Here is a 20065-nt window from a genome sequence, read left to right as displayed (position 1 = left end):
CGCGACGACAACGGTACGGGACGGGTCCGACACCGGGACGGCCCGGGCACAGGATGCACCACGTAGAATCAGGGGGTGAGCCAAGTCCCGATCAGCCTGCCCATGCCGCGCATGCCCCGCGCCACAGGGCGTCTGCGCGACGTCCCCGTCGAGGGCCGCAAGCGCGTCCTCCTCGCCGCGCCCCGCGGCTACTGCGCCGGAGTCGACCGCGCGGTCGTCGCCGTCGAGAAGGCCATCGAGCACTACGGTGCCCCGGTCTACGTGCGCAAGCAGATCGTGCACAACGTGCACGTCGTCTCCACGCTCGAGAGCCAGGGCGCCATCTTCGTCGACGAGGTCGACGAGGTGCCCGAGGGATCGCACATCGTCTTCAGCGCGCACGGCGTCTCACCGGCGGTCGTCCAGGGCGCGGCAGACCGCAATCTCCAGGCGATCGACGCGACCTGCCCCCTGGTGACGAAGGTGCACCGCGAGGCCGTCCGCTTCGCGCGCGACGACTTCGAGATCCTCCTCATCGGCCACGAGGGCCACGAAGAGGTCGAGGGCACCGCGGGCGAGGCTCCCGATCACGTCACCCTCGTCGGCAGCCCCGACGACGTGCCGAACATCGTCGTGAAGGACCCGGACAAGGTCGTCTGGCTCTCGCAGACGACGCTCTCGGTCGACGAGACGATGGAGACGGTGCGCCGTCTCCGCGAGCGCTTCCCCAACCTGCAGGACCCGCCGAGCGACGACATCTGCTACGCCACGCAGAACCGCCAGGTCGCGATCAAGAAGGTCGCCGCGGGCGCCGAGCTGGTCATCGTCGTCGGCTCCGCGAACTCCTCCAACTCCGTGCGCCTCGTCGAGGTCGCCCTCGAGTACGGCGCGAAGGCCGCCTACCGGGTCGACTACGCGAGCGAGATCAAGCAGGAGTGGCTCGAGGGCATCCGCACCGTCGGCGTCACCAGCGGCGCCTCGGTGCCCGAGGTGCTCGTCCAGGAGGTCCTCGACGACCTCGCCGCCGCCGGGTACGGCGACGTCGAGGAGGTCAAGACCGCGGAGGAGGACCTGATGTTCTCGCTCCCCAAGGAGCTGCGCAAGGACGTCGCCGGCAAGCGCGACGCCCGCGGCGTCGGTGGACGCATCAGCGCGGGAGCGGGCGCCTAGAGCGTTCCGGCCCGGACACGGAAGAGGCCGCCCTCCCTCGGGAGCGGCGGCCTCTTCCGTGTGCGGTGGAACGGGGATCGACGCTAGACGTCGGTGCCGGCGCCGCCCTGCGAGCCCGACATGCGCGTGACGTACTCCGCGAACGTCGGGTCGCCCAGGATGGCGATCGCCGCGACGATCAGGGAGAGCAGCACGGTCGCCGCGATCCCGAGGATCGGGACGAGCACGGCGCGCTTGCCGGCGCGGAGCCGCCGGATCGAGATCCACACCGCGAAGGCGACGATCAGCGACTGCGCGAGCGCCACCACGACGCCGAGGATCCGTGCGAGCTCCGGCGACGCGTAGGTGCCGATGCCCTGGGAGCGGTAGAGCTCCTGGAGGGTCGTCGCGAAACTCGAGGGATCGAGCAGCGTCGGCACGGCGAAGAACACGCCGAGCGCGAGCAGCACGATCGTGAGCAGGCGGTCGACGGGATGCGCGACCGGCTTCGCGGCCGGAGCGGTCGCGGGCCTCGGATCGGTCTCCGACCCCCGCGGGTCGGGGACGACCACGGCGTCCTCCGGCGGCTGCCACGACCAGCCGGGCGGCGCGTACTCGCCGTACTGCGGCTCCGGACGCCTGTCGCCCGGCTGATCGTGTGCGTTCGTCACGGAGCGGTGCCCTACTTCCCGGAGTTCCCGGCCGAGCCGAGCTGACGGGTCGCCTCGGCGACGCGCGCGGCCATCGCGGTCTCGGCGATCTTGCCCCACGAGCGCGGGTCGTAGACCTTCTTGTTGCCGACCTCGCCGTCGACCTTGAGGAAGCCGTCGTAGTTCTTCAGCACGGTGTCCGCGACGGAGCGGCTGAACGCGTACTGCGTGTCGGTGTCGATGTTCATCTTGACGACGCCGTTGCGGACCGCCTCGGCGATCTCCTCGTCGGTCGAGCCCGAGCCGCCGTGGAAGACGAGATCGAGGGGGAGCGCACCGGTGCCGTACTTCGCCTGCAGGCCGTCCTGGATCTCGCGGAGCAGCTCCGGGCGCAGTCGGACGTTGCCCGGCTTGTAGACGCCGTGGACGTTGCCGAAGGTCAGGGCGGCCATGTAGCGGCCCTGCTCGCCGAAGCCGAGGGCCTCGACGGTCGCGATCGCGTCGTCGAGCGTGGTGTAGAGGTGCTCGTTGATGTCGTGCGAGACGCCGTCCTCCTCGCCGCCGACGACGCCGATCTCGACCTCGAGGATGGCGTTGATGTTCTTGACGCGCGGGAGGATCTCCTTCGCGATGGCGAGGTTCTCGTCGAGCGGGATCGCGGAGCCGTCCCACATGTGCGACTGGAAGAGCGGCTCGCGACCGGCCTTGACCTCCTCCTCGGAGGCGGCGATCAGCGGGTAGACGAAGCCCTCGAGCGCGTTCTGCGGGCAGTGGTCGGTGTGGAGCGCGACCGTGACCGGGTAGTTCTTGGCGACCTCGGTCGCGAACCTCGCGAAGGCGATCGCGCCTGCCGCGCGGTTCTTCACGGTGTGGCCGGCGAAGTAGTCCGCGCCTCCGGTGGTGACCTGGATGATGCCGTCCGAGCCCGCCTCGGTGAGGCCCTGGAGGACCGCGTTGATCGTCTGCGACGACGAGACGTTGAACGCCGGGTAGGCGAAGCCGCCCGCCTTCGCCTTGTCGAGCATCTCTGCGTACTGGTCCGGGGTAGCGACGGGCATGGCATCTCCTTTGACGGATGAACGAAGGGGGGGTCGGGCGAGGCCCGCGTCGCGGACGAGTCTAGCGAGGCGCCCCTCCGCGGTCCCTCCGCCCGTGGAGGGCCCTGGACTAGGCTTCGGGCAGGGATGGGGATCCGCTCCGCGGGTCCTGCGACGACGTGCACGAACTCGACGACGAAGGACTCCGCTCTGTGATCGACAACGACTCGCTCTACCTCCACCCCGACCGCAACCTCGGCATGGAGCTCGTCCGCGCCACCGAGGCCGCCGCGATCCGCGCCGTGCCCTTCATCGGCAAGGGCGACAAGAACGCCGCCGACGGCGCAGCGGTCGACGCCATGCGCACCTTCCTCGGGACCGTGAACTTCGACGGAGTCGTCGTGATCGGCGAGGGCGAGAAGGACAACGCGCCCATGCTCTTCAACGGCGAGCACGTCGGCAACGGCTCGGGGCCCGCCGCCGACATCGCCGTCGACCCGATCGACGGCACCTCGCTGACCGCGGCCGGGCGCCAGAACGCGCTCTCGATGATCGCCGTCGCCGACCGCGGCGCGATGTTCGACCCCTCCGCCGTGTTCTACATGGAGAAGATCGTCACCGGGCCCGAGGGCGTCGGGATCATCGACATCCAGCGCCCGATCGGCGAGAACATCCGCGCCCTGGCCCGCGCCAAGCGCAAGCCCGTCGAGGAGATGCGCATCGCGGTGCTGGACCGCCCGCGCCACGCTCAGCTGATCGAGGACATCCGCGCGGCCGGAGCCGGCACGCGCCTCCTGCTCGACGGCGACGTCGCGGGCGGCATCAACGCCGCTCGCCACGACTCCCGACTCGACATGTGCGTCGGCACCGGAGGCACGCCCGAGGGCATCATCACGGCCTGCGCCATCCGCGCGCTCGGGGGAGTCATCCAGGGCATCCTCCGCCCGAAGGACGACGACGAGCGCCAGCGTGCCATCGACGCCGGGCACGACCTCGACCGCGTGCTCCACGCCAACGACCTCGTCCGCAGCGACAACACCTACTTCGTCGCGACCGGAGTGACGAACGGCGGGCTCGTGAAGGGCGTGCGCAAGGAGGGCCACGTCATCACGACGGAGTCCATCGTGCTGCGCTCCCGCTCGGGCACCATCCGCCGCGTGACCGCCCAGCACCTCGCGGAGAAGTGGGTCTAGGCCGTCACGCTCTCTCAGAGACGCCGCACTGCTGCCGAGGCGCCGCACCGCTGACGGCGCACTCGTCGAGTGCGGCGGCGTCTCGGCGTGCAGGACGCGGAAGGACACCGGCCTCGGTCACCGAGGCGAGCGGGCGGGGCCGCGGCGGGTCTCGAGACGCCTCGCGGGCGCTCCTCCGCCGAGCCGCGGAGGCGGAGCGCCGTCGCGAGCTGCGGTCGTCCGGGTGTCGAGCCGGATGGACGGCGCCGCTCGCGCGCGGCCTGCACGCCCGGTGCTCGCTCAGCGGGAACCCGGGGCCCTACGCGCTCCGCTCGGACTCGTCCTCCGCGGCGAGCAGCTCGACGGCGGTGAGGCGGCGCGGCGAGGAGGCGACTCCTCCGACCGGGGCGATGACGCGCGACTCGTCGAGGGAGTCGAACTGGCGCGCGGTGACCAGCACGCGGCTCTCGAGCGAGCCGGCGAAGGCGTTGTAGGAGTCGACCGTCTTCTCGAGCGAGCGGCGCAGGCCCTCGGCGTGGTCGGCGAGGGTGCCGAGACGGGCGTAGAGCGTCTTGCCGAGGTCGAGCAGGCGCTTGGCGTCGTCGGTGAGCACGTCCTGCTGCCAGGTGTAGGCGACGGTCTTCAGCACCGACCACAGGGTCACCGGCGAGGCGAGGGCGACGCGCTTGCGGAACGCGTACTCGAGCAGGCTCGGGTCGGCGTCGAGCGCGCTCGCGAGCAGCGGCTCGCTCGGCACGAACGCGATGACGAACTCGGGGCTCGCCGGGAGGCCGGTCCAGTAGGAGCGGGCGGCCAGCGCGTCCACGTGGCCGCGGAGGGCGCGGACGTGCGCGCGCAGGAGCCCCGCACGCCGCGCCTCCTCCTCTCCGCCGGCGCCCGCGGGGATCGCGCTCGCCTCCAGGTACGCGTCGAACGGCACTTTGGCGTCCACCGCGATCGCCTTGCCGCCGGGCAGGCGGACCACCATGTCGGCGCGGCCGCGGCCCGCCTCGCCCTCGAGGCCGAACTGCACGTCGAAGTCGACCCGCTGGGTGAGCCCGGCGGCCTCGACGACGTTCCGCAGCTGCGTCTCGCCCCAGGCGCCGCGGCTCGTGGTGGAGCGGAGCGCGGACGCGAGGGTCTCGGTCGTCGAGCGCAGCTGCTCGCCCGCCGCCCGCTGTCCCTCGAGCTGCTCGGTGATCGCCCCGAACTGGGCGGCGCGCTCGCGCTCGAGCCGGCCGACCGCCTCCTGCATGCCGCGCAGGCTCTCGGCGACGGGGGAGAGGGTCTGCAGGATGCGCGCGTCGTGCCGCTCGCGCTCAGCGACGACGCGCAGCTGCTCCTGGAGCTCGCGGATCTGGTCGCGGGCGGAGCCGAGGTGCTCGCGGTGCTGCTCGACGACGGCCTCGTGCCGCTCCTCCAGGCCCTCCGCGCGGGCGCGGGCCGTCGCGAGGTCGAGGGCGAGGGCGGCGTCGGGCATGCGGGAGCGGGCGAGGAGGACGGCCACGACCCCCGCGAGGAGCGCGCCGACCACCAGGCCGAGGGCGAAGGAGAGATCCATGCCGCCGATGACACCACGCACCTCCGACATCGATCGATCGACGCGCCACGACCACCGAACGAGGGCCAGGACGCCCTGCGACCGCCTCGTAGACTTCGCGATCATGGGGAATCACCACCGCTCATCGCGCCTGCTCACGGCCGCGCTCGCTCTCGCCGTCGGGCTCGGCACCGCCCTCGTCCCGATCACCTCCGCCTCCGCCGCCGAGGACGCGCCGTCGACCGTCTCGGTCGAGACCGGCGCTCTCGACGCGTCCCTCGACCGCGCCGACCTCGGCGTCCCGGACCAGTCGACGCAGTACAGCGCCGAGGAGACGAAGAGCTTCCGCGCCGGCTTCATCGTCAGCGACGCCCAGTTCTTCGACGGCGACGCGCTGAGCACCGGTCAGGTGCAGTCGCTCCTGAACGAGAAGGGCAGCCGGTGCTCCACCGCCGGCACCGCCCCCTGCCTCAAGAACTTCTCGCAGGCGACGCCGTCGAAGGCGGCGGACGCGATGTGCAGCGCCTACCAGGGCTCCGGCAGCGAGTCGTCGGCCTCGATCTTCACGCGCGTCGGCCTGGCCTGCGGCATCAACCCGCTGGCCCTGGTCGTGCTCGTGCAGAAGGAGCGGAGCCTCGTCACCGACACGACGCCGAGCCCCGAGGACTACGCCAAGGCGACCGGCTACAACTGCCCGGACACCGCGGCGTGCGACCCCGGCTCGGCGGGCTTCTTCACGCAGGTCTACAGCGCGGCGCGCCAGTTCAAGCGCTACGCCAACCCGCCCGGCTCCGGCTCGAACTTCACCACCTACGCTCCGGGCACGACGCCGAACGTCGCCTACTACCCGAGCACCGCGTGCGGCTCCTCGCCGGTCACCATCCGCAACCAGGCCACGGCCGACCTCTACTACTACACGCCGTACCAGCCCAACGACTTCGCGCTCACCGGCTCCGGCAACGCGGCCTGCGCGACCTACGGCAACATCAACTTCTGGTACCTCTTCAGCGACTGGAACCCGAACGGCACCCTGGCCAACGCCGGGATCGCCCCCGCGGGCCGCGTCGACGCCCCGCGCATCTCGGGCAGCACGCTGAGCGTGTCCGGCTGGGCCGTCGACCCGACGACGCAGCAGGCCGCGCTGACCACGACGGTCACGGTGACCGGCCCCGACGGCACCCGCACGGTCCGCACGCAGACCGCGAACGGCGACCGCGGCGACATCCCGGGCGAGTACTCCGTCGCCGGCCGCGCCCACGGCTTCGGCGCCACCACGCCCGTCTCGGCACCCGGCACCTACCAGGTCTGCGTCTCCGCCGACTCCGTCGACTGGAACCGCTGGGTCGGCACGGGCGACTCCCGGGGCCCCGGCCGGAAGGATCTCGGCTGCTCGTCCGTGAGCACGTCCGCCGGGATCGACGTCTCGCGTCTGGCCGGCACCGACCGCCAGGGCACCGCCGTCGAGATCTCGAAGGCCGTCTTCGGCCCCAACGTCCCCGTCGTCTACATCGCGACCGGCGCGAACTTCCCCGACGCGCTGAGCGCCGCCCCGGCCGCGGCCAAGCAGAAGGGTCCGCTGCTCCTGGTCGACCGCGACTCGATGTCGCAGCCCGTTCGCGACGAGCTCAGCCGGCTCAAGCCGGCGAGGATCGTCGTGGTCGGCTCCGCACTGAGCGTCGGCGACGGCCTGCTGAACCAGCTGAGGTCCTACTCGCCGACGGTGGACCGCATCGGAGGGAAGGACCGCTACGACACGTCCAGGCTCATCATCCAGAGCGCGTTCTCGGGCGGCTCGACGCGGGCCTGGCTCGCCACGGGCGAGAAGTTCCCCGACGCGCTCGGCGCGAGCGCCGCGGCCGGCTCCGTCGACGCACCCGTCGTCCTCGTGAACGGCACCGGCAGCACGGCCGACGCCGTGACGAAGGGCATCCTCTCGAAGCTCAAGGTGCAGAACCTCACCATCGCGGGCAGCCCCCTGTCGGTGAGCGAGGGGATCAAGAACTCGCTTCCGGTGCCGACGATCACCCGCATCGGCGGAGTCGACCGCTACGACACCTCGGAGCAGCTGAACCGGGCAGCCTTCTCGAGGGCCAAGACCGTGTTCCTGGCGACGGGCGAGAACTTCCCCGACGCCCTCGCCGGAGCCACGGCGGCGGGCTACTCGAACAGCCCGCTGTTCGCCGTGCCGACGAACTGCGTGCCCCGCGCCGTCCTGACCGACATCGCGAAGTCGGGAGCTCAGCGGGTCGTCCTCCTCGGCGGTCCCACCACCCTCTCGGAGGACGTCGCGCGGCTCACCCCCTGCGGCTGATCGCCCGCGGCCCCGCCACTAGCGTGGAGGGATGACCCCGACCGCACCGTCCCCGACCGGCGTCCGACGCCGGCGGGGCGGTGCGGTCGTCGTCGTCGGGGCGCTGGTGGCGCTCCTGCTGGGAGGCTCCGTCGACGGCACGCGCCTCGCAGCGGTTCCGTCCGAGCCGCAGACCGTCCGGCTGTGGACCTTCCTCCAGCCGGGCCCCGTCGCGGCCGACTTCGACCCGGGCGACCTGATCTCCGACGAGGTCTTCTTCGACGGCGACGCGCTCGGACCGCTCACGGTGCAGGCGTTCCTCGACGCACGCGTCCCCGACTGCGCGGGCGGGCCGGTGCCGTGCCTGCGCGACTACGCCGAGGACACCGCGGCGATCACGGCCGACGAGCAGTGCGACGCGCTGCCCGCCGGACGCGACGTCCCGGCCGCGGAGATCATCACCTCGGTCGCCGGCGCGTGCGGCGTGAATCCGGCCGTCCTCCTGGTGCTGCTGCAGAAGGAGCAGTCGCTCGTGACCGATCCGGAGCCGAGCGAGCGGCAGTTCCGCAGCGCCACGGGCTACGGCTGCCCGGACACCGCGGACTGCGACACGGACTCCTACGGCTTCGCCGCGCAGGTGTACGGAGCGGCGTGGCAGTTCCAGCGCTACCGGAATCCGGACTCGAGCTTCGACTGGTACCCGGTCGGCGCGGCCGGCGACGTCCGCTACTCCCCGGACGAGTCCTGCGGCACCGCCCCGGTGACGATCGCCAACGCGGCCACGGCGGGTCTCTACTACTACACGCCGTACCAGCCGAACGCGGCGGCGCTCGCGAACCTCTACGGCGAGGGCGACGACTGCTCGGCCTACGGGAACCGGAACTTCTGGCGCATCTTCAGCACCTGGTTCGGCGACCCCCGCGGCTGAGCCGATCGTCTCGAGCAGGCTCGGCATGACGGACGTCAGGCGGCGACGGGGGCCTTCGGGCGCAGGCGCTTCACGGAGACGCCGGCCAGCTCGCCGAGCTCGGCCATGCTCGCGGCGCCGTGCCGCCGGGCCGCGTGCACGACGATCGCGGCGCACGCCTCGGCGTCGGCCGACGCGTCGTGGTGGCGGAAGTCCTCGAAGCCCGCGGCCATGGCGACAACGGGGAGGCGGTAGGAGTCGAGCTCGTACGTCTTGCGGGCGAGCTGCAGCGAGCAGAGGTAGTCGTACTCGGGGTGCTCGAGGGAGGTCGCCGCGCAGGCTGCGCGGATGACGCCCATGTCGAAGCCGGCGTTGTGCGCGACGAACACGTCCTCGCCGGCGAAGGCCGCCAGGTCGGCGAACTGGTCGACCCAGGAGGCGGCGGCGTGCACGTCGTGCTTGCGGATGCCGTGGATCCGCGTGTTCCACTCGAGGAAGTCGTCGTACCCCAACGGCGGGCGGATGAGCCAGCCGGCGCGGTCGACGACGCGGCCGTCGCGGACCTTGACGAGCCCGACGGAGCAGGCGGAGGCCCCGTGCGAGTTGGCGGTCTCGAAGTCGATGGCGGTGAAGTCGATGGGCACGCTCCAGCCTCTCACGCACCTCCGACGCCGCCGGGAGCGCCGCGCGCGCGTCGCCCCGAGCGGCCGGGAGCACCCGCCGGCCGCGGGCCGGGCGCCTCCCGTTCCTCTCCGCCCGCCCGCCCGGCCCTTCCGCCGCCACGCCGTAGGATGATTACCCGTGGCTCTCACTATCGCAATCGTCGGTCTCCCCAACGTCGGCAAGTCGACGCTCTTCAACGCACTGACCAAGAACACGGTGCTCGCGGCGAACTACCCGTTCGCGACGATCGAGCCGAACGTGGGTGTAGTGAACCTGCCCGACTCCCGCCTCGAGGTGCTCGCCGGGATCTTCGGCTCCGAGCGCATCCTCCCGGCGCCCGTCTCCTTCGTCGACATCGCCGGCATCGTGCGCGGCGCGTCCGAGGGCGAGGGCCTGGGCAACAAGTTCCTCGCGAACATCCGCGAGGCCGACGCGATCGCGCAGGTCATCCGCGGCTTCGAGGACTCCGACGTCGTCCACGTCGACGGCAAGGTCGACGCCGCCAGCGACATGGAGACGATCAACACCGAGCTGGTCCTCGCCGATCTCCAGACCCTCGAGAAGGCCGAGGCCCGCTACGAGAAGGAGCTCAAGGGGAGGAAGATCGAGCCGATCGTGGTCGAGACCGCGAAGAAGGCGCGCGAGTTCCTCGACCAGGGCAAGCCGCTGTCGGCCTCCTCGATCGATCTGGAGCCGATCCGCGAGCTGGGCCTGCTGACCGCCAAGCCGTTCATCTACGTCTTCAACGTCGACGAGGCCGTGCTGACCGACGACGCCCGGAAGGCCGAGCTCGCGGCCCTGGTCGCGCCGGCGAAGGCGATCTTCCTCGACGCGAAGATCGAGTCCGAGCTGATCGACCTCGACGAGGCCGACGCCGCCGAGATGCTCGAGTCGACCGGCCAGACGGAGTCGGGCCTCAACCAGCTCGCGACCATCGGCTTCGACACCCTGGGCCTCCAGACGTACCTCACGGCCGGCCCGAAGGAGACGCGCGCCTGGACCATCGGGAAGGGCTGGACCGCGCCCCAGGCCGCCGGTGTCATCCACACCGACTTCCAGAAGGGCTTCATCAAGGCCGAGATCATCTCGTTCGACGACCTCGTCGAGACCGGCTCGATCGCCGAGGCCCGCGCGAAGGGCAAGGCCCGCATCGAGGGCAAGGACTACGTCATGCAGGACGGCGACGTCGTGGAGTTCCGCTTCAACGTGTAGGACGGCCGCGCTCGGCTCGAGGCGCCCGTTCCGCTCGGATCTGCGGATCCGCGAGCCGGGCGCTTCCTCGTGGTGGTGCGGGACCGCCGATTGCGGGAATCTGACGCGGTGTCGAACACGTCGCCGGTCGTCAGCCCCGCCTGCTCAGTTCAGCACATCCCCGATCAGCCAGCTCGACAGCCCGACGAGGGTGCAGACGCCGACGACCACCCAGGCGACGGTCCGGCGGACCGAGCGGGAGACCGCCTCCGAGCTGCGGGGAGTGGGACGCAGCGGCGCCGTGTACGCGGGCGGGACGGTGTATGTCCGGGCCGGCGGGAGGAGTCGGGGAAGAGTGACCGGACGGCCGTCGACCCACTCGGCGGGCAGCTCCGCGGCCTTCGCGGCCTGCAGCGTGAGCTCGACCTTCAGCGGGGATCCGCGGAGGGAGGCGTAGGCGGCGGCGGTGAGGCCGAGGCTCGCGAGGTGGCGGAGGGTCGGGGCGAAATCCGCCGAGAGGGTCGGGGAGAGCTCGCCCACCCGCTCGCCGTCGAGACGGAGCTCGACGAGGTCGCCCGCCGGGTGCAGGGTCACCAGCAGCAGGCCGCGGCCGCTCGCCGGAACGACCGACGAGAGGCGGGCGAAGTGCTCGTCCTCGCGCAGGACCGGCAGGCCCCGCGACCAGGGGAGGATCGAGTGGCGCTCGACGGGCGGCTCGTTGAGCGGCACGAGCAGCTCGGGGGCGACCAGGGCGACGCGGAGGACGGCCCGCAGGCCCTCCTCGCCGCGCTCGAGCCGGAGGCGCGCGGTCGTGACCGGGACGGCTCCGCTCGCCACGACCCGGTCGAGAGCGGCCCGGTGGGCGGAGGCGTTCGGCAGGTAGCCGAGGACACGGCCGCCGGCCCGGACCGAGACGGCGTCGAGGCCGGTGGGGTGGTCGGGCTCGGGGATCAGGTCGACCTCGAGGGTCCGCTCGTCGATCTCGCCCTGCTCGAGCGTGCGTCCGATCAGATCGGCGATCTCCTCGATCCGCTCGGCCTCGGCGAGGGCGTCCACGCTCGGGGCGCCGTCGGCGTTCGGGAGGCGGTAGACGACGCGCTCCGTGACGGGGGTGACGGGTGCGTCCCGCACCACCGCGGCGCTGTCCTGCGCGGAGCGGCGCGCCCCGGTGAACCGCCTGCCGTCCCACCAGCGCATCTCGGCCGCATCGGCCTCGTCGCGGTACCAGCCCGCCGGCGCACCCTCGTCCATCGACCCCCCGTTCCTCCGGCGAACGAGTCTACGAGGAGGGCGGGAGCGTCAGAGACCCGGGTCCGTGGCGGCGGGATCCTCGGGGGCGAGCGCGGCCGCGGGCTCTCCCGAAGCGGGGCCGCTCCACGCACCGGACTCGTGCGCTCGAGGGCCGGCGATCCACTCCAGAGCCTCGCGGACGAGCATCCGGACGTGACGCGCGTGGCCGATGGTGACGGGGGCGGGATCCTCGAGAACCTCGAGCAGGCGGTGCAGCACGGCACGGCTCTGCAGACGTGTCATGGGACTCACGGTAGGGGCCCCGTCGCTCGGACGGTAGTGCCGATCCGCGCCAGCGCACCCGTCTAGGCTCGCCACATGACTCGTCTCGACGGTGCCGTCGTCCTCGTCCTCGGAGCCTCGGGCGGCCTCGGCCGCCTCCTGGCCGATTCGCTGGAGGCGCGCGGTGCCGTCGCGGTGCGGTCGGGGCGCGACTCCGCGGCGCTCGGCGAGGCACCCCTGGTCGCCGACCTGCGCGGGGAGGACGAGCCCCGGCGCGTGGTCGCCGAGGTGCTCGAGCGGCACGGGCGCCTCGACGGCGTCGTCGTGGCCGCGGGCGTCGTGGCCTTCGGGCCCTCCGCCGAGCTCGATCCGGCCGTTCTGGAGGAGCTCGTCGAGGTGAACGCGCTGGCGCCGATCCGGGTGCTGACCGCCGCGCTGCCGTCGCTCGTCGCGTCGGCGGGCGAGGGGCGAGAGCCGTTCGCGCTGACCATCAGCGGCGTGGTGGCGGAGGCTCCGACCGCGGGCCTCGCCGCGTACTCCGCCTCGAAGGCGGCACTGCACTCCTTCGTGAAGGCCTCGGCCCGCGAGTACAAGCGGGCGGGCGTCCTCCTGCTCGACGCGCGCCCCGGCCACACCGAGACCGAGCTGTCCCGGCACCCGCTCGCGGGAGACGCGCCCCGCTTCGGCGCGGGTCTGGCGCCGCAGGACGTGGTCGACCGGCTGCTCGACGCGGTCGAGGGCGGCGAGACCGACCTGCCTCCTGCGGCGTTCACCGGCTGACGCCGTCCCGAGACGAGGCGGAGCCGGTCGATCCTCGCGGGAACGCCCCGGATCGAGCACTGCAGCCTCGGCTGCGTACAGCCGTCGTGATCAGCCCGTGCATCCGGCGGCCGGGTCCGCGATCGGCGCGGCAGCCCGTCCGACCGTCCTCCCCGCAGACGCGGGGATACCCGCCGTTCACCGGAGCGTTGCACGGCCGCACTAGCGTCCCTCCGTGCCCGACACCGCCGATGACGCCCTCCGTCCCACTCCCGAGCTGCTCCGCACGCTCACACCCGCCGACGCGCGGGACCTCGTCGTGCTGGACGAGGACGACGACGATCCGGTGCTCCTGCGCCGCGACGGCACGCAGGTCGACACCTGGCGCGAGGGCTACCCCTACGACGAGCGGATGTCGCGCGAGGAGTACGAGGCGGGCAAGCGCCTCCTCCAGATCGAGCTGCTGAAGCTGCAGAACTGGATCAAGAAGCACGGGCGCCGGCTCGTGGTCGTCTTCGAGGGGCGCGACGCCGCGGGCAAGGGCGGCACCATCAAGCGCTTCACCGAGCACCTCAACCCGCGCGGAGCCCGCGTGGTCGCGCTCGAGAAGCCGACCGAGCGCGAGGCCGGTCAGTGGTACTTCCAGCGCTACGTCTCGCACCTGCCGGCCGCCGGCGAGATCGTCCTCTTCGACCGCTCCTGGTACAACCGGGCCGGCGTGGAGCGCGTGATGGGCTTCTGCACGCCGGCGCAGTACGACGAGTTCATCCGCCAGACGCCGCTGTTCGAGCGGATGCTCGTCGGCGACGGCATCGACCTGGTGAAGCTGTGGTTCTCGGTCTCGGCGGAGGAGCAGCGCACCCGGTTCACGATCCGCATGATCGACCCCGTGCGCCAGTGGAAGCTCTCGCCGATGGACCTCGCCTCGCTCGACAAGTGGGGCGACTACACCGCGGCCAAGGAGGCGATGATGGCGGCGACCGACACCGCCGACGCTCCCTGGACCATCGTGAAGAGCAACGACAAGAAGCGCGCCCGGCTCGAGGCCATGCGCTACGTCCTGAGCCTCTACGACTACGACGGACGCGACGAGGAGGTCGTGGGCCCGCTGGGTCCGGACCCGCTGATCGTCGGATCGGCCGCGGACGTGTACGAGCGCGGCGAGCACGCCGCGACGAGCTGACCGGGGGGACGGACATGGGGGAGTCGGGGATCGGCGCGGAGCTGCCGGGGGTGCACCTGCGCTGGCTGGCGCTCGACGAGCAGACGCTGGACGCCGAGCGGCTGCTGCCGCTGCTGAGCGACGAGGAGCGCGAGCGCTACGCCGGCACGGTCGCCGCGTCGGCGGCCGAGCGCTTCGTCTTCGGGCGGGTGCTCCTGCGGATGCTCGCGGCCGAGCTCACGGGGACGCGCGCGTCGGAGGTCCGGGTCGTCGCGTGCTGCCCGCGCTGCGGGGGCGCGCACGGCCGGCCGCGGCTGGAGGGACGCGGGATCGCGCTCGAGCTGCTGTCGGTGAGCATCGCGCACTGCGCGGGCGCCGTCGTGGTCGCGGCGAGCAGCGCCGGTGCGGTCGGCGTCGATGTGGAGCCGACGCTGGGCACGCCCGAGCGCGGGGAGCGGATCACGCGCATCGCCGGGGCGCCCTTCGCCACGGGCGGGATGCGCCCCGCCGACCCCGTCCTGCACTGGACCCGGATCGAGGCCGCGCTGAAGGCGGACGGCCGCGGGCTCGAGCTCGACCCGCGCCGGGTGCACGTGCACGAGTCGCACCACGCGGCGGAGGCGCGGATCGACGGCGTCCGCTTCCGGCTAGCCGAGCCGCAGCTGGACCCCGCGCTGCGGGTCAGCGTCGCCCTCGGGCCGATGGGGGACGCGGGCGCCGGGCCCATCATCGGCTGGCGGCGCGAGCACGGCGACGCGCTCGCGGACTCGCTGGTGTCAGCGCCGGGACGGTAGCGGCGGCAGCTCCTCGTCGAGGAGCCAGGCGTCGAGCAGGTCGTCCACGCCCTCGCCGAGGACCTCGGTGCAGAGCTCGCGGAACTCCTCGTCGGTGACGGCGGCGGAGGCGTAGCGGGACGTCCACTCCCGCAGCAGCCGGAGGAAGGGCTCGTCGCCGACGGTGAGCCGCAGCGCGTGCAGGGTGAGCGCGCCGCGCTTGTAGACGCGGTCGTCGAAGAGCGCGACCGGCCCCGGATCGGCGAGCACGAGATCCTGCGCCGCAGCCCGCAGCACCGCGTGGTGGCGGCGGGCGCAGGCGTCGGCGGTGGCGCGGCCCGACTCCTCCGACCACAGCCACTCCGCGTAGCAGGCGAACCCCTCGTTGAGCCAAATGTGGCGCCACCGGGCGATGCCCACGCTGTTGCCGAACCACTGGTGCGCGAGCTCGTGCGCGATGAGGCGCTCCGAGCCGCCGCGGCCGTCGGCGTGGTTGGCGCCGAACACCGCCATCGCCTGCGCCTCGAGCGGGATCTCCAGCTCGTCCGCCGTGACGACGATGCAGTAGCGGGCGAAGGGGTAGGGCCCGAACAGCCGCGTGAACAGGGCGAGCATGCGCTCGAGCGGAGTGAAGTCGTGCGCGACCCGAGCGGCCAGGGCGGCGGGGCGGGCGAGGGTCACCGCGACCCCGGCGAGCACGCGCTCCTCGATCGCGTAGCGGCCGATCTGCACCGAGGCGAGGTACGCGGCGCTGGGCTCGCGCTGCTCGTAGAGCCAGGTGCGGCGGCCGGAGCGGGCGCTCGAGTCGACGAGCACCCCGTTCGCGAGCACGGCGTAGCCCTCCTCGGCGGTGACGCGCAGGCGGTACGGAGCCTTCTCGGCGACGTCGTCGTTGCAGGGGAACCAGGTGGAGGAGCCGGAGGGCTGCGAGGCGACGAGCACCCCGTCCTCCAGCTCCTCCCAGCCGAGCTCGCCCCAGTGGCTGGCGCGGGGGGCGGGGTGGCCGCTGTACTCGATCTCGACGTCGACGCTCTCGCCGGCGGCCAGCGGCTCGGCGGGGGACACCCGCAGCTTGTGCGGCGCCTGCTCGTGGCGGGCGCGGCGTCCGTCGATCCGGACGCGGGCCACGCGGAGCCGGGAGAGGTCGAGGGAGAACCGCCGGAGCGGCTGCAGCGCGACGATCCGCAGCACGGCCCGGCCGGCCAGGCGGTTCGAGGCGACGCGGTAGTCGAGGTCGAGGTCGTAGGACTCGACGCGGTAGCCGGTGTTCCCGATGCCGGGGACGTAGGGGTCGCCGGCGGTCTCGAGCCCGGTCAGCGCGGGGCTCACGCGACGGGCGCGTGGTAGTCGGCGACGCGCACCTCGCGCCACGGGCCGATCGGGTTGCCGCTCCAGCGGCTGCCCGCGGGCACGAGCTCCCCCCGCATGACGAGCGAGGCCGGGCCGACCGTGCCGTGCTCGGCGATCCGCGCGGCGGGGAGGATCACGCTGTGCGGGCCCAGGGTGGCGCCGGCGTCGAGGCTCACGAGATCCATGCTCATGATTCGATCATGGAACAGGTGCGTCTGCACGACGCAGCCCCGGTTCACGGTCGCTCCGTCGCCGAGCGAGATCAGATCGGCCTCGGGGAGCCAGTAGCTCTCGCACCAGACGCCGCGTCCGATCCGGGCGCCGAGGCTCCGCAGCCACCAGACCAGCGCCGGAGTGCCCGCGGCGGCGTGGGCGAACCAGGGCGCGGCGACCATCTCGGTGAAGGCGTCGGCCAGCTCGCTCCGCCAGACGAACGAGGACCACAGCGGCTGCTCGCTCGGCTCGACCCGCTGGATCAGGATCCACTTCGCGGCGGTGGAGACGGCCGCGGCGACCGCCCCGGCGGCCAGCAGCACGACGCCTCCCACGAGCGCGGCGAGCACCGCCCCGAGCGTCTGGATCAGCGCCAGCAGTCCGGCGACCACACCGAGGCCGATCGCGACCGAGACGACCACCGGGACGAAGCGGCCGAGCTCCCACGCGATGCGGGCCGCGCGGAGTCGGCGGGCGGGGCGGAAGGTGCGCGCCGACTCCGCCTCGACGACGGTGCGCCGCAGCCGCACGGGCGGTGAGCCGAGCCACGACGAGCCCGCCTTCGACTTCCGGGGCGCGGAGGAGAGGACGGCGACGAGTCCGCCGGCGGGCACGGTGTGACCGGGAGCGGCCATGCCGGAGTTGCCGAGGAACGCGCGCTCGCCGATCTCCGCGCGGGCGAGCCGCATCCAGCCGCCGCCGAGCGCGTAGGAGGCGACGAGCGTGTCGTCGGCGAGGAACGCGCCGTCGCGGATGGTCGTCATCGCGGGCAGGAGCAGCACCGTCGAGGCCTCGACGTCGCGTCCGACCTTCGCGCCGAGGAGCCGCAGCCAGACCGGGGTGAACAGGCCCGAGTAGAGCGGGAAGAGCAGGACCCGCGCGGAGTCGAGCAGCCGTTCCGTCGACCAGACCTGCCAGCCGATCCGACCGCGCACGGGGTGGGTGCCCGGCTCGACGCCCCGGCCGAGCAGGCGCACCAGGACGACAACGAGAGCGGCGAGGACGACTCCGGAGACGGCGACGGCGGGCACGAGGGCGGCGAGAGCGGGCCCGAGCGCGGCGCCGAGGCCGGCCGAGCCGCGCACGGCGGCGGCCACGACGGCGAGCCCGGCCGCGAGGGCGAGGACCGGGACCGCCGCGAGGCCGACCGCGGACGCTCCGTACGCCCAGACCCAGCCCGGGCGGCGCGCCGGGCGCTCCGAGGGGAACCCGGCGTTCGCCCTGCCGAGCCGCTGGGCGGGGGATCCTCCCCAGCGCTGCCCGGCCGGCACCCGCCCGAAGACGGCCGATCCCGGCTCGATCTGCGCGTGCTTGCCGATCCGGGCGCCGGGGAGGAGCGTGCTGCGCGCGCCCACCGTGCTGCCGGCGCCGACCCGGACGGCACCGACGCGCAGGACGTCGCCGTCGATCCAGTAGCCGGAGAGGTCGACCTCCGGCTCGATCGCGGCGCCGCGCCCGAGCGTGAGCATCCCGGTCAGCGGAGGGAGGGAGTGCAGGTCGACGTCGTCGGCGATGCGGGCGCCGAGCGCGCGGGCGTAGTAGGCGACCCAGGGCGCGCCCGCGAGGCTCACGGCCTTGAGCTGGAACGCGATCTGCTCGGCCAGCCAGAGCCGGAGGTGCACGCTCCCGCCGCGCGGGTGGTCTCCGGCTCGGATCCCGCGCAGCAGGGTGCGCGCGGCGAGGACGGTGAGCCCCATCCGCCCGAACGGCGTGAGGAAGAGCGCGAACGCGGGGATCAGCGCGGCGAGCGGAGCGGTGGGCAGCCAGCCGAACCCCGGCACCAGGTCGAGCACCGCGGTGACGGTGAGGATCGCAGTGACCCAGCGGGCGCTGCCGAGCACGAGTAGCGGTGCGCCGAGGAGGGTCTGCAGCACGCGCATCCTGAGGGGGACCGGCGCGATGCGGTGAGCGGACACCTCCGCAGTGCCGGTCGAGCGGCTCTGGATCTCGGCGGCCATCGCCGCGAGACGCGGGTGGGCGTAGACGTCGGCGACCGTGAACTCGGGGTCGCGCTCGCGGATCCGCGCGACCAGCTGGGCGGCGGCGAGGGAGCCGCCGCCGAGGTCGAAGAAGTTCGCCCGCTCGTCGACCGGCACGCCGAGCACGTCGCGCCAAAGGGCGGCGAGCCACGCCTCCTCGGGGTCGAGGGAGGCGTCCTCGGTCGTGCCCACGGCGAGCGGCCAGGGGAGTGCGGCGCGGTCGACCTTGCCGGAGACGCGGGTCGGCAGCTCCTCGACCACGGCCAGCAGCGGCACGAGGGATGCGGGCAGCTCCTCACGCAGGCGGGCGAGCGCCGCGTCGCGGTCGAGCTCCCGGCCGCCGGCGAGGGCCAGGTAGCCGACGAGGACCTGGTTGCCGGCCGCCGTGGTGCGGACCGCGGCCGCCGCCCCCGAGACTCCGGGGAGCGCCTGCAGCGCCGCCTCGACCTCGCCGAGCTCGATCCGCCGACCGCCGAGCTTCACCTGGTCGTCCGCGCGCCCCTGGAAGACCAGGCCGGCGCTCTCGAAGCGCACCAGGTCGCCGGAGCGGTAGGCCCGCTCCCAGCCCAGGAGCGGTGCCGGCGCGTACTTCTCGGCGTCCTTGACCGGGTCGAGGTAGCGCGCGAGCCCGACCCCGCCGATGACCAGCTCGCCGACGTCGCCCTCGCCGACCCGCTGCCCGTCCGCATCCACGACGGCGAGCCGCCAGCCGTCCAGCGGCAGCCCGATGCGCACCGGGGGAGGCCCGCCGAGGGGCGCGGCGCAGGCGACGACGGTGGCCTCGGTCGGCCCGTAGGTGTTCCAGACCTCGCGGCCCTCGACGGCCAGGCGCTCGCCGAGCTCCGGCGGGCACGCCTCGCCGCCGAAGATCAGCAGGCGGACGTTCTCGAGCGACTCCGCGGGCCAGAGCGCCGCGAGGGTCGGCACGGTCGAGACCACGGTGATGCCGTGCGTGGTCAGCCAGGGGCCGAGGTCCATGCCGCTGCGGACCAGCGAGCGGGGAGCGGGGACGAGGCAGGCGCCGTGCCGCCAGGCGAGCCACATCTCCTCGCAGGACGCGTCGAACGCGACGGAGAGACCGGCCAGCACGCGGTCCCCGGGGCCGAGCGGCTCCGCCTGGAGGAACAGGCGCGCCTCGGCGTCGACGAAGGCGGCGGCGGAGCGGTGGCTGACCGCCACTCCCTTGGGGGTTCCGGTGGAGCCGGAGGTGAAGATGATCCAGGCGTCGTCCTCGAGCGAGGGCGGCTGCAGCAGCGGGATCGACGCCGTGCTCGGGTGCGGCGCGCTCGCGGTGAACAGGCGCGCGGCCGGCTCGTCGGCGCCGGTGCGCTCGAAGCGGCCGGAGCCGGTGATCACGCCGCGGACGGCGGCCTCGCCGAAGACGAGGCGCGCCCGCTCCTCGGGGTCGTCCGCGTCCACCGGGACGTACGCGGCTCCCGCGGCGAGGACGGCCAGGATCGCGAGGTAGAGCTCGCGGGAGCCGCTGGGCATGCGGATCCCGACGCGGTCGCCGCGTCGGACCCCTGCGGTGGTGAGCTCGCCCGCGAGCTGCACCGTGCGGGCCAGCAGCTCCCGGTAGCTGAGCGCTCCGGCCGGGTCCTCCAGCGCGGAGGCGTCCGGGTGGCGCTCCGCGGTGTCGCGGAGGACGTCGACCAGCGTGCGGGGAGGCGGGGTGGCCGCTCCGGCGTCGAGCACGTCCTGGGGGCCGGCCGTCTCGGTCACGTCTCGTCTCCGTCCCG

General features: G+C 73.4%; 16 protein-coding genes. 8 read left to right on the top strand and 8 right to left on the bottom strand.

Going from position 1 to position 20065, the window contains the following annotated elements:
• Window positions 1-102: 102 nt before the first annotated feature.
• On the top strand, window positions 103-1149 hold the full coding sequence (locus C5C29_RS00980; RefSeq protein ID WP_104224416.1) for a 4-hydroxy-3-methylbut-2-enyl diphosphate reductase: 1047 nt from the start codon (window positions 103-105) through the stop codon (window positions 1147-1149).
• 83 nt (window positions 1150-1232) lie between these two features.
• Here C5C29_RS00980 and C5C29_RS00975 read toward each other — a convergent pair whose 3' ends face one another.
• Together C5C29_RS00975 and fbaA are read right to left on the bottom strand one after the other, a co-directional pair.
• Window positions 1233-1799, bottom strand: coding sequence for a DUF6264 family protein (locus tag C5C29_RS00975; protein ID WP_104224415.1), 567 nt, complete (start codon window positions 1797-1799; stop codon window positions 1233-1235).
• 11 nt (window positions 1800-1810) lie between these two features.
• The gene (gene fbaA / locus C5C29_RS00970) at window positions 1811-2836 is read right to left on the bottom strand and encodes a class II fructose-bisphosphate aldolase (protein WP_104224414.1); all 1026 of its coding nucleotides are present in this window, start codon (window positions 2834-2836) and stop codon (window positions 1811-1813) included.
• A gap of 239 nt (window positions 2837-3075) precedes the next feature.
• On the opposite strand from fbaA, the gene glpX reads away from it, so the two are divergent.
• On the top strand, window positions 3076-4008 hold the full coding sequence (gene glpX / locus C5C29_RS00965) for a class II fructose-bisphosphatase (protein WP_097165697.1): 933 nt from the start codon (window positions 3076-3078) through the stop codon (window positions 4006-4008).
• A gap of 298 nt (window positions 4009-4306) precedes the next feature.
• Here glpX and C5C29_RS00960 read toward each other — a convergent pair whose 3' ends face one another.
• Window positions 4307-5548, bottom strand: coding sequence for a DNA recombination protein RmuC (locus C5C29_RS00960; protein WP_219812941.1), 1242 nt, complete (start codon window positions 5546-5548; stop codon window positions 4307-4309).
• A 103-nt stretch (window positions 5549-5651) separates the two neighbouring features.
• On the opposite strand from C5C29_RS00960, the gene C5C29_RS00955 reads away from it, so the two are divergent.
• Both C5C29_RS00955 and C5C29_RS00950 read left to right on the top strand, forming a co-directional pair.
• Window positions 5652-7838, top strand: a complete 2187-nt coding sequence (locus tag C5C29_RS00955) for a cell wall-binding repeat-containing protein (RefSeq protein WP_104224412.1) — start codon at window positions 5652-5654, stop codon at window positions 7836-7838.
• A 31-nt stretch (window positions 7839-7869) separates the two neighbouring features.
• Entirely contained in the window at window positions 7870-8745 is an 876-nt protein-coding gene (locus C5C29_RS00950) for a hemagglutinin (protein ID WP_104224411.1), read from the top strand.
• Between the two features lie 35 nt (window positions 8746-8780).
• Here the strand turns inward: C5C29_RS00950 and C5C29_RS00945 are convergent, their stop codons facing one another.
• Window positions 8781-9368 carry an exonuclease domain-containing protein gene (locus tag C5C29_RS00945; protein WP_104224410.1) on the bottom strand — a complete coding sequence of 196 codons (588 nt, stop codon included), beginning with the start codon at window positions 9366-9368 and terminating at the stop codon, window positions 8781-8783.
• Between the two features lie 157 nt (window positions 9369-9525).
• Here C5C29_RS00945 and ychF point away from each other — a divergent pair, with 157 nt between their 5' ends.
• Window positions 9526-10599: a redox-regulated ATPase YchF gene (gene ychF / locus C5C29_RS00940; protein WP_104222958.1), complete on the top strand. Its 1074-nt coding sequence runs from the start codon at window positions 9526-9528 to the stop codon at window positions 10597-10599.
• A gap of 144 nt (window positions 10600-10743) precedes the next feature.
• Here ychF and C5C29_RS00935 read toward each other — a convergent pair whose 3' ends face one another.
• Together C5C29_RS00935 and C5C29_RS00930 are read right to left on the bottom strand one after the other, a co-directional pair.
• Complete coding sequence (locus C5C29_RS00935) at window positions 10744-11829, bottom strand: DUF2510 domain-containing protein (RefSeq protein ID WP_104222959.1); 1086 nt, start codon at window positions 11827-11829, stop codon at window positions 10744-10746.
• 48 nt (window positions 11830-11877) lie between these two features.
• Window positions 11878-12111 carry a hypothetical protein gene (locus tag C5C29_RS00930; RefSeq protein ID WP_104222960.1) on the bottom strand — a complete coding sequence of 78 codons (234 nt, stop codon included), beginning with the start codon at window positions 12109-12111 and terminating at the stop codon, window positions 11878-11880.
• 75 nt (window positions 12112-12186) lie between these two features.
• On the opposite strand from C5C29_RS00930, the gene C5C29_RS00925 reads away from it, so the two are divergent.
• The 3 genes from C5C29_RS00925 to C5C29_RS00915 all read left to right on the top strand — a co-directional run bounded on the left by C5C29_RS00925 (window position 12187) and on the right by C5C29_RS00915 (window position 14805).
• The gene (locus C5C29_RS00925) at window positions 12187-12870 is read left to right on the top strand and encodes an SDR family oxidoreductase (protein ID WP_104222961.1); all 684 of its coding nucleotides are present in this window, start codon (window positions 12187-12189) and stop codon (window positions 12868-12870) included.
• 301 nt (window positions 12871-13171) lie between these two features.
• Entirely contained in the window at window positions 13172-14032 is an 861-nt protein-coding gene (gene ppk2 / locus C5C29_RS00920; RefSeq protein WP_244230712.1) for a polyphosphate kinase 2, read from the top strand.
• Window positions 14033-14046: 14 nt separating this feature from the next.
• A complete protein-coding gene (locus C5C29_RS00915) occupies window positions 14047-14805 on the top strand; it encodes a 4'-phosphopantetheinyl transferase superfamily protein (RefSeq protein WP_104222962.1) in 759 nt (252 codons plus the stop codon).
• Here the strand turns inward: C5C29_RS00915 and C5C29_RS00910 are convergent.
• Together C5C29_RS00910 and C5C29_RS00905 are read right to left on the bottom strand one after the other, a co-directional pair.
• A complete protein-coding gene (locus tag C5C29_RS00910; protein ID WP_258062213.1) occupies window positions 14788-16113 on the bottom strand; it encodes a M1 family metallopeptidase in 1326 nt (441 codons plus the stop codon). The two genes, C5C29_RS00915 and C5C29_RS00910, sit on opposite strands and share 18 nt — an antisense overlap.
• A complete protein-coding gene (locus C5C29_RS00905; protein WP_181065440.1) occupies window positions 16110-20048 on the bottom strand; it encodes a Pls/PosA family non-ribosomal peptide synthetase in 3939 nt (1312 codons plus the stop codon). Before C5C29_RS00905 ends, C5C29_RS00910 begins: the two co-directional genes overlap by 4 nt.
• Window positions 20049-20065 lie beyond the last annotated feature (17 nt).

Source organism: Rathayibacter sp. AY1H2, from assembly GCF_002931985.1.
In the GTDB taxonomy this organism is placed as follows: Bacteria; Actinomycetota; Actinomycetes; order Actinomycetales; family Microbacteriaceae; genus Rathayibacter.
This window is presented reverse-complemented; position numbering and strand designations above follow the sequence as displayed.